This window comes from Burkholderia sp. (genome assembly GCF_018375725.1).
Classification (GTDB): Bacteria; Pseudomonadota; Gammaproteobacteria; order Burkholderiales; family Burkholderiaceae; genus Burkholderia.
In genome coordinates this window covers 1-8,006 of sequence record NZ_JAHACR010000198.1, presented here as the reverse complement: position 1 = coordinate 8,006, position 8,006 = coordinate 1, and the positions used below count along the sequence as shown (strand labels likewise).

General features: G+C 62.8%; 9 protein-coding genes, 1 tRNA gene and 1 pseudogene. All 11 read left to right on the top strand.

Annotated elements, in window-relative coordinates; translation table 11 throughout:
• Positions 1 to 1,080, top strand: a 1,080-nt coding sequence (gene pnp, locus KH616_RS17940) for a polyribonucleotide nucleotidyltransferase (RefSeq protein WP_292248911.1), incomplete at its 5' end; no start/stop codon positions are given.
• Between the two features lie 143 nt (positions 1,081 to 1,223).
• Positions 1,224 to 2,243: an NAD(P)H-quinone oxidoreductase gene (locus KH616_RS17935; RefSeq protein ID WP_292248909.1), complete on the top strand. Its 1,020-nt coding sequence runs from the start codon at positions 1,224 to 1,226 to the stop codon at positions 2,241 to 2,243.
• Positions 2,244 to 2,381: 138 nt separating this feature from the next.
• Positions 2,382 to 3,137, top strand: coding sequence for a triose-phosphate isomerase (gene tpiA, locus KH616_RS17930; RefSeq protein ID WP_292248914.1), 756 nt, complete (start codon positions 2,382 to 2,384; stop codon positions 3,135 to 3,137).
• 82 nt (positions 3,138 to 3,219) lie between these two features.
• Positions 3,220 to 3,591, top strand: coding sequence for a preprotein translocase subunit SecG (secG, locus tag KH616_RS17925; protein ID WP_292248906.1), 372 nt, complete (start codon positions 3,220 to 3,222; stop codon positions 3,589 to 3,591).
• 113 nt (positions 3,592 to 3,704) lie between these two features.
• Positions 3,705 to 3,789, top strand: a tRNA-Leu gene (locus KH616_RS17920).
• Positions 3,790 to 3,956: 167 nt separating this feature from the next.
• Positions 3,957 to 4,316, top strand: coding sequence for an NADH-quinone oxidoreductase subunit A (locus tag KH616_RS17915; protein ID WP_292248902.1), 360 nt, complete (start codon positions 3,957 to 3,959; stop codon positions 4,314 to 4,316).
• 61 nt (positions 4,317 to 4,377) lie between these two features.
• Positions 4,378 to 4,857 carry an NADH-quinone oxidoreductase subunit B family protein gene (locus KH616_RS17910; protein ID WP_292248900.1) on the top strand — a complete coding sequence of 160 codons (480 nt, stop codon included), beginning with the start codon at positions 4,378 to 4,380 and terminating at the stop codon, positions 4,855 to 4,857.
• 20 nt (positions 4,858 to 4,877) lie between these two features.
• Positions 4,878 to 5,480 carry an NADH-quinone oxidoreductase subunit C gene (locus tag KH616_RS17905; protein WP_292248898.1) on the top strand — a complete coding sequence of 201 codons (603 nt, stop codon included), beginning with the start codon at positions 4,878 to 4,880 and terminating at the stop codon, positions 5,478 to 5,480.
• A 9-nt stretch (positions 5,481 to 5,489) separates the two neighbouring features.
• A complete protein-coding gene (locus KH616_RS17900; protein ID WP_292248895.1) occupies positions 5,490 to 6,743 on the top strand; it encodes an NADH-quinone oxidoreductase subunit D in 1,254 nt (417 codons plus the stop codon).
• 171 nt (positions 6,744 to 6,914) lie between these two features.
• Positions 6,915 to 7,400, top strand: a complete 486-nt coding sequence (gene nuoE, locus KH616_RS17895) for an NADH-quinone oxidoreductase subunit NuoE (protein WP_292248892.1) — start codon at positions 6,915 to 6,917, stop codon at positions 7,398 to 7,400.
• A pseudogene (locus KH616_RS17890) lies at positions 7,397 to 8,006 on the top strand (NADH-quinone oxidoreductase subunit F); the annotation flags it as partial. The gene nuoE and the pseudogene KH616_RS17890, both read left to right, overlap by 4 nt.

Here is an 8,006-nt window from a genome sequence, read left to right as displayed (position 1 = left end):
GCGCTCGTCGTCGCGACGCTCGGCACGAAGGGTGACGAGCAGATCATCGACGCGCTCGAAGGCGAGTACCGCGACCGCTTCATGCTCCACTACAACATGCCCCCGTTCGCGACCGGCGAAACGGGCCGCGTCGGCTCGCCGAAGCGCCGTGAAATCGGTCACGGCCGTCTCGCGAAGCGCGCGCTGGTCGCGTGCCTGCCGAGCGCCGACGAATTCGGCTACTCGATCCGCGTCGTGTCGGAAATCACCGAGTCGAACGGTTCGTCGTCGATGGCGTCGGTGTGCGGCGGCTGCCTCGCGCTGATGGACGCAGGCGTGCCGATGAAGGCGCACGTCGCGGGCATCGCGATGGGCCTGATCCTCGAAGGCAACAAGTTCGCGGTGCTGACCGACATCCTCGGCGACGAAGATCACCTCGGCGACATGGACTTCAAGGTGGCCGGCACGGCTGACGGCGTGACCGCGCTGCAGATGGACATCAAGATCCAGGGCATCACGAAGGAAATCATGCAGGTCGCGCTCGCACAGGCGAAGGAAGGCCGCATGCACATCCTCGGCAAGATGACGGAAGCGGTGTCGGGTGCGAATACGCAACTGTCGGAATTCGCGCCGCGCATGATCACGATCAAGATCAATCCGGAAAAGATTCGCGACGTGATCGGCAAGGGCGGTTCGGTGATCCGCGCGCTGACCGAAGAGACCGGCACGACGATCGACATTTCGGACGACGGTGTCGTGACGATCGCGAGCACGAGCAGCGAAGGCATGGCCGAAGCGAAGAAGCGCATCGAGAACATCACGGTCGAAATCGAAGTCGGTCAGGTGTACGAGGGTACGGTCCTGAAGCTGCTGGATTTCGGTGCGATCGTGAACCTGCTGCCGGGCAAGGACGGTCTGCTGCACATTTCGGAAATCGTCAACGAACGTGTGAAGGACATCAACGACTACCTGAAGGAAGGCCAGCAGGTCAAGGTCAAGGTGATCCAGACGGACGAAAAGGGCCGCGTGCGCCTGTCCGCGAAGGCGCTCCTGAATGAAGCGGCGGCAGCGCCGCAAACCGATACGCCGCCGCAGCAGTAAGCGGACGGACAAACGGCCGGCAGCGTGAAAGCGCGCCGGCCGTTTTTTATGTAGGATCTTCCGCGCGAGGCAGGCGCGCGTAGCGCGGCGCGAACGACGCGCGCGTGGGGCACGTATTTTCTTCCGACCTTGGAGCGACGCACATGAAAGCTATCGAAATCACTGAATTCGGTGCTCCCGACGTCCTGAAGCTTGTCGATCGACCGCGCCCCGAGCCGAAACGCGGCGAAGTACTGATCAGGGTGACGGCTTCCGGTGTCAATCGACCGGACGTGTTCCAGCGCAAGGGCGCCTATGCGCCGCCGCCTGGCGCATCGGACTTGCCTGGCCTCGAAGTGGCGGGCGAGATTGTCGGCGGCGATCTGTCCGACCCCGCGATCAATCCGTTCGGCCTGAAGCTCGGCGATCGCGTCTGCGCGCTGCTCGCGGGCGGCGGCTATGCCGAATACGCGGTTGCGCCGCTGTTGCAGTGCCTGCCGGTGCCGGCGGGCCTGACCGACATCGAGGCCGCTTCTCTTCCGGAGACGTACTTCACCGTGTGGAGCAACGTGTTCGACCGCGCGCACCTCGGTGCGGGCGAGGGCGGCGCGCAGGAAACCCTGCTTGTCCAGGGCGGTTCGAGCGGCATCGGCGTGACTGCCATCCAGATCGCGCACGCGCTCGGCTTTCGCGTGTTCGCGACAGCGGGCAGCGCAGACAAGTGCCGTGCATGTGAACAGCTGGGTGCGGAACGTGCGATCAACTACAAGACCGAGGATTTTGTCGAGGTCGTGAAGTCGGCGACGCATGACCGTGGCGTCGACGTGATCCTCGACATGGTCGCCGGCGCCTACGTGCCGCGCGAGCTTTCCGCGCTGGCCGACGGCGGCCGCCTCGTGCTGATCGCGCTGCTTGGCGGTGCGAAGGCCGAGATCAATCTGAACGAGATTCTGCGCCGCCGGCTCACGGTGACCGGCTCGACACTGCGGCCGCGCCCGGTCGAGTTCAAGGCGCGCGTTGCGGCGCAGCTGAAGGCGCGTGTCTGGCCGCTCATCGCCGACGGCCGTATCAAGCCGGTGATCTATCGCGTGCTGCCCGCCGAACAGGCGGCGCAGGCGCATGCGCTGATGGAGAGCGGCGAGCACATCGGCAAGATAGTGCTCGATTGGGGTGCGAACGCCTGACCGGCCGGCCGCACGTGATCCGCCGTGCTTGACATGCGCGGTTTGACCGGTTCAAGCGGCGCGCAGTAAAATCGCGGGTTTGCTTCGCCGGATGAAACCTGACGGCCGGTTCCCGGTGCGTCGATGACTAGACAAACGATGTCGAAACAGAGAACTAAGCGTGTGATCGGCAACTGGAAGATGCACGGCCGGCTGGCCGGCAACCAGGCGTTGCTGAACGAGGTGGTGCAGGGCGCGGTCTCGGTGCCGGCGGAGACGGAGGTCGGCGTGTGTGTGCCGTTCCCGTATCTTGCGCAGGTTCAGGGGCAACTCGGCGGTGGTCGTGTCGTATGGGGTGCACAGGATGTGTCCGCGCACGAGCAGGGTGCATTCACCGGCGAAGTGGCCGCGGCGATGGTCGCGGAATTCGGCGCGCGCTATGCGATCGTCGGTCACTCGGAGCGTCGTGCGTATCACGGCGAGCGCAACGAGACGGTCGCGGCGAAGGCGCAGCGTGCGCTTGCGGCGGGGCTGACGCCGGTCGTGTGTGTCGGCGAAACGCTCGACGAGCGTGAAGCGGGCGCGACCGAGCAGGTTGTCGGCGCGCAACTCGATGCGGTGCTGGACGTGCTGTCGGCCGACGAAGCCATGCGCATTGTCGTCGCCTACGAGCCGGTCTGGGCAATCGGTACCGGCAAGAGCGCGACGTCGGCGCAGGCGCAGCAGGTGCACGCGTTCCTGCGGGCGCGGCTCGCGGCAAAGGGTGCGGCGGACGTGTCGGTGCTGTACGGCGGCAGCGTGAAGCCGGACAACGCGGAAGAGCTGTTCGCGCAGCCGGATATCGATGGCGGCCTGATCGGCGGTGCGTCGTTGAAGGCGGAAGATTTTCTCGCGATCTGTCGGGCCGCGCGCTGAGCGGTCCGCAATCGCAAACGTATTGATGAACCATGAGGGCGTGCGGCATGAGCCGGACGTCCGATTCAATCGGGTGGATGTGATGCTGTATTTGAAAACGCTGATTATTGTGGTGCAGGTGTTGGCTGCGCTCGGTGTGATTGGTCTCGTGCTGCTTCAGCACGGCAAGGGCGCCGACATGGGGGCTGCATTCGGCAGTGGCGCGTCGGGCAGCCTGTTCGGGGCGACCGGCTCGGCAAACTTCCTGTCGCGCACGACCGCAGTCCTCGCAGCCATCTTCTTCGTTTCGACGTTGACGCTGACGTATCTCGGCTCGTACAAGTCGCAGCCGTCGGTGGGTGTGCTCGGTGCTGTCGCGACTGCGCCGACATCGGCTGCGTCCGTGCCTGCTGTCGCGGCTTCGGCGGCTGCCGGTTCGGCTGCGAGCGCGCCGGGTCAGGACGTTCCGAAATAAAAAAGTTAAAAATTCTGCATTCATGCGTTGAACAATTTTTGAAGGCAGGTTAGAATTTAATTCTTGAAGCGATTCACGGGAAGCAGAGAGAAGGCTCCCGGGTTGCATGAAGTGCCGACGTGGTGAAATTGGTAGACACGCTATCTTGAGGGGGTAGTGGCGAAAGCTGTGCGAGTTCGAGTCTCGCCGTCGGCACCAAAGTTGCTTAATGCCAGCCAGCTTCACGTGGCTGGCATTTTTCATTTCTGGGATACGCCTGAGGATACGGTCGTGGCTGTGATGCGATCGTAGGCGCTCCGAAATGATTCATTTCGCCGAAGGGTGTTACTCTTCGGACGCTTAGAACTAACCGAAAGAGGATGGTCGTGAACCTCGCAGCCTATTACCCCGTCTTGTTGTTCCTTCTTGTGGGCACTGGTTTAGGTATAGCGCTAGTGAGTATCGGCAAGCTCCTCGGCCCCAGCAAGCCAGACGTCGAAAAGAACGCGCCATACGAATGCGGCTTCGAAGCCTTCGAAGACGCGCGGATGAAGTTCGACGTGCGCTACTACCTTGTTGCCATCCTGTTCATCATCTTCGATCTCGAGACAGCCTTTCTGTTTCCGTGGGGTGTGGCCCTGCGCGACATCGGCTGGCCTGGTTTCGTCGCGATGATGATTTTTCTGCTCGAATTCCTGCTGGGCTTTGCCTACATCTGGAAGAAAGGCGGGCTCGACTGGGAGTGATGGATTAATCGCCGGTTTGCATGGGCGGCCACACTTCGCCGCCCGTCTGGAGTAGAAAGAAATGAGTATCGAAGGGGTCATGAAGGAAGGGTTTGTCACCACCACGGCTGACAAACTGATCAACTGGACGCGCACCGGCTCGCTGTGGCCGATGACGTTCGGGCTTGCGTGTTGCGCCGTCGAGATGATGCATGCGGGCGCGGCCCGTTACGATCTCGACCGGTTCGGGGTCGTGTTTCGTCCGAGTCCGCGTCAGTCGGACGTGATGATCGTGGCCGGCACGCTCTGCAACAAGATGGCGCCAGCGCTGCGCCGCGTCTACGACCAGATGGCCGAGCCGCGCTGGGTGATCTCGATGGGATCGTGCGCAAACGGCGGCGGTTACTATCACTACTCCTATTCCGTCGTGCGCGGCTGCGACCGGATCGTTCCGGTCGACGTCTACGTGCCTGGCTGCCCGCCGACCGCGGAAGCGCTGGTCTATGGCGTGATCCAGCTGAAGGCGAAGATCCGCCGCACGAACACCATCGCCCGTCAATAAGCCCCGAGTGTCCCCACAATATGGCAAGCAAGATCGAGATCCTCAAGGCGAACCTCGAAGCCGCGCTCGGTGCGCGCGTGGTGAGCCTTACCGAAGCGGTCGGTGAACTGACGCTCGTCGTGAAGGCGAGCGATTCCCTCGAAGTCGCGAAGACGCTGCGTGACGATCGCACGCTCGGTTTCGAGCAGCTGATCGACCTGTGCGGCGTCGATTACCAGACCTACGGCGACGGTGCCTACGACGGTCCGCGCTTTGCGGCCGTGTCGCACCTTCTTTCCGTGGCGAACAACTGGCGCCTGCGCCTGCGCGTGTTCGCGCCGGACGACGATCTGCCGATCGTGCCGTCCCTCGTCGATGTGTGGAGTTCCGCGAACTGGTACGAGCGCGAGGCGTTCGACCTGTTCGGCATCGTGTTCGAAGGTCATCCGGACCTGCGCCGCCTGCTGACCGACTACGGTTTCATCGGCCATCCGTTCCGCAAGGACTTCCCGGTGACGGGCTACGTCGAAATGCGTTACGACCCGGAAGAAAAGCGGGTCGTCTACCAGCCGGTGACCATCGAGCCGCGCGAAATCACGCCGCGCGTGATCCGCGAGGATCGCTATGGCGGTCTGGAACATTAAGAGGGCGTCATGGCAGAAATCAAGAATTACACGCTCAACTTCGGTCCGCAGCACCCGGCAGCGCACGGCGTGCTGCGCCTCGTGCTCGAGCTCGACGGCGAAGTCATCCAGCGTGCCGATCCGCACATCGGTCTCCTGCATCGCGGAACCGAAAAACTCGCCGAAACCAAAACCTTCATCCAGTCCGTGCCGTACATGGATCGTCTCGACTACGTGTCGATGATGGTCAACGAGCACGGCTACGTGCTGGCGATCGAGAAACTGCTCGGCATCGACGTGCCGGAGCGCGCGCAATACATCCGCGTGCTGTTCGACGAAATCACGCGCGTGCTGAACCACCTGATGTGGATCGGCGCGCATGCGCTCGACGTCGGCGCGATGGCGGTGTTCCTCTATGCGTTCCGCGAGCGCGAAGACCTGATGGACGTGTACGAAGCGGTGTCCGGCGCACGGATGCACGCGGCGTACTACCGTCCGGGCGGCGTCTACCGCGATCTGCCTGACGCCATGCCGCAATACAAGGCGTCGAAGATTCGCAACGAGAAGGCGCTCGCAAGGATGAACGAAGCGCGCCAGGGATCGGTGCTCGACTTCATCGACGATTTCTTCACGCGTTTCCCCAAGTGCGTCGACGAATACGAAACGCTCCTGACCGACAACCGGATCTGGAAACAGCGTCTCGTCGGCATCGGCGTGGTCAGCCCGGAACGCGCGCTGCAGATGGGTCTGACGGGGCCGATGCTGCGCGGCTCGGGCATCGAGTGGGATCTGCGCAAGAAGCAGCCGTACGAAGTGTACGACCGCCTCGACTTCGATGTGCCGGTCGGCGTCAACGGCGACTGCTACGATCGCTATCTGGTGCGCGTCGAGGAAATGCGCCAGTCGGTCCGCATCGCGAAGCAATGTATCGAGTGGCTGCGCAAGAACCCGGGCCCGGTGATGACGGACAACCACAAGGTTGCGCCGCCGTCGCGTGTCGGCATGAAGACCAACATGGAAGACTTGATTCACCATTTCAAGCTCTTCACCGAAGGTTTTCATGTGCCGGAGGGCGAGGCATATGCCGCGGTCGAGCATCCGAAGGGCGAATTCGGCATCTATCTGGTGTCGGACGGCGCGAACAAGCCGTACCGCCTGAAGATCCGCGCGCCGGGCTTTGCGCATCTGGCATCGCTCGACGAAATGGCACGCGGTCACATGATCGCCGACGCGGTCACGATCATCGGTACGCAGGACATCGTGTTCGGCGAAATCGATCGCTAATGATTGCGGATTGCGCCGTCCGCGCAGCGGGCGGCGAGCGGTAAGTCATGCGCGAGGCGCGCCCGACCGGCGCGGCTTCGCAAGCTGTCAACAGTGAGCGCCAGGTCTGCCCCACGCACCCCGTGCGGCAGGTTGTTCGTTCGGTAGGAATTGAAAGAGTCGTGTCTGAAAATGATCTCAGCTGAAGGCCTGAAAGAAATCGATCGCGCGATCGCGAAGTATCCCGCCGATCAGAAGCAGTCCGCCGTGATGTCGGCGTTGGCCGTTGCCCAGGAAGAGCATGGCTGGCTGTCGCCCGAACTGATGGAGTTCGTCGCGGATTATCTCGGCATGCCGGCCATCGCCGTGGAGGAAGTCGCGACGTTCTACACGATGTACGAGCTCAAGCCTGTCGGCAAGCACAAGATCACGCTCTGCACGAACCTGCCGTGCCAGCTTGGTCCGCACGGCGGCGCGGAAGCGACCGCCGATTACCTGAAACAGAAGCTCGGCATCGGCTTCGGCGAAACGACGCCGGACGGCAAGTTCACGCTGAAGGAAGGCGAGTGCATGGGCGCGTGCGGCGATGCGCCGGTGCTGCTGGTGAACAATCACAAAATGTGCAGCTTCATGAGCCGCGAAAAGATCGACCAGCTGCTTGAGGAGCTCTCGAAATGACGTCCCTCCACGATCGTCACATCAAACCGCTTATCCTTGCCGGTCTGAACGGCGAGAACTGGCATCTCGAAGACTACGTCGCGCGCGGCGGCTACGCGCAGCTGCGCCGTATTCTCGAAGAAAAGATTCCCCCCGAACAGGTGATCGCCGACGTCAAGGCGTCGGGCCTGCGCGGCCGTGGCGGCGCGGGTTTCCCGACCGGCCTGAAGTGGAGCTTCATGCCGCGTCAGTTCCCGGGCCAGAAATATCTCGTCTGCAATTCGGACGAGGGCGAGCCGGGCACGTTCAAGGATCGCGACATCCTGCGCTGGAATCCGCATGCGCTGATCGAAGGCATGGTGATCGGCGCGTACGCGATGGGCATCACCGTCGGCTACAACTACATCCACGGCGAGATCTTCGAAGTGTATCGACGCTTCGAGGCGGCGCTCGAGGAGGCGCGCAAGGCGGGCTTCCTCGGCGACAGGATCATGGGCTCGGACTTCTCGTTCCAGCTGCATGCGCATCATGGCTACGGCGCGTACATCTGCGGCGAGGAAACGGCGCTGCTGGAATCGCTCGAAGGCAAGAAGGGCCAGCCGCGCTTCAAGCCGCCGTTCCCGGCGA

What these genes read in the sequence shown, in the direction of transcription:
- KH616_RS17935 (WP_292248909.1), top strand. Translation starts at nt 1,224, where the DNA reads ATGAAAGCTATCGAAATCACTGAATTCGGTGCTCCCGACGTCCTGAAG.
- tpiA (WP_292248914.1), top strand. Translation starts at nt 2,382, where the DNA reads ATGTCGAAACAGAGAACTAAGCGTGTGATCGGCAACTGGAAGATGCAC.
- secG (WP_292248906.1), top strand. Translation starts at nt 3,220, where the DNA reads ATGCTGTATTTGAAAACGCTGATTATTGTGGTGCAGGTGTTGGCTGCG.
- KH616_RS17910 (WP_292248900.1), top strand. Translation starts at nt 4,378, where the DNA reads ATGAGTATCGAAGGGGTCATGAAGGAAGGGTTTGTCACCACCACGGCT.
- KH616_RS17905 (WP_292248898.1), top strand. Translation starts at nt 4,878, where the DNA reads ATGGCAAGCAAGATCGAGATCCTCAAGGCGAACCTCGAAGCCGCGCTC.
- KH616_RS17900 (WP_292248895.1), top strand. Translation starts at nt 5,490, where the DNA reads ATGGCAGAAATCAAGAATTACACGCTCAACTTCGGTCCGCAGCACCCG.
- nuoE (WP_292248892.1), top strand. Translation starts at nt 6,915, where the DNA reads ATGATCTCAGCTGAAGGCCTGAAAGAAATCGATCGCGCGATCGCGAAG.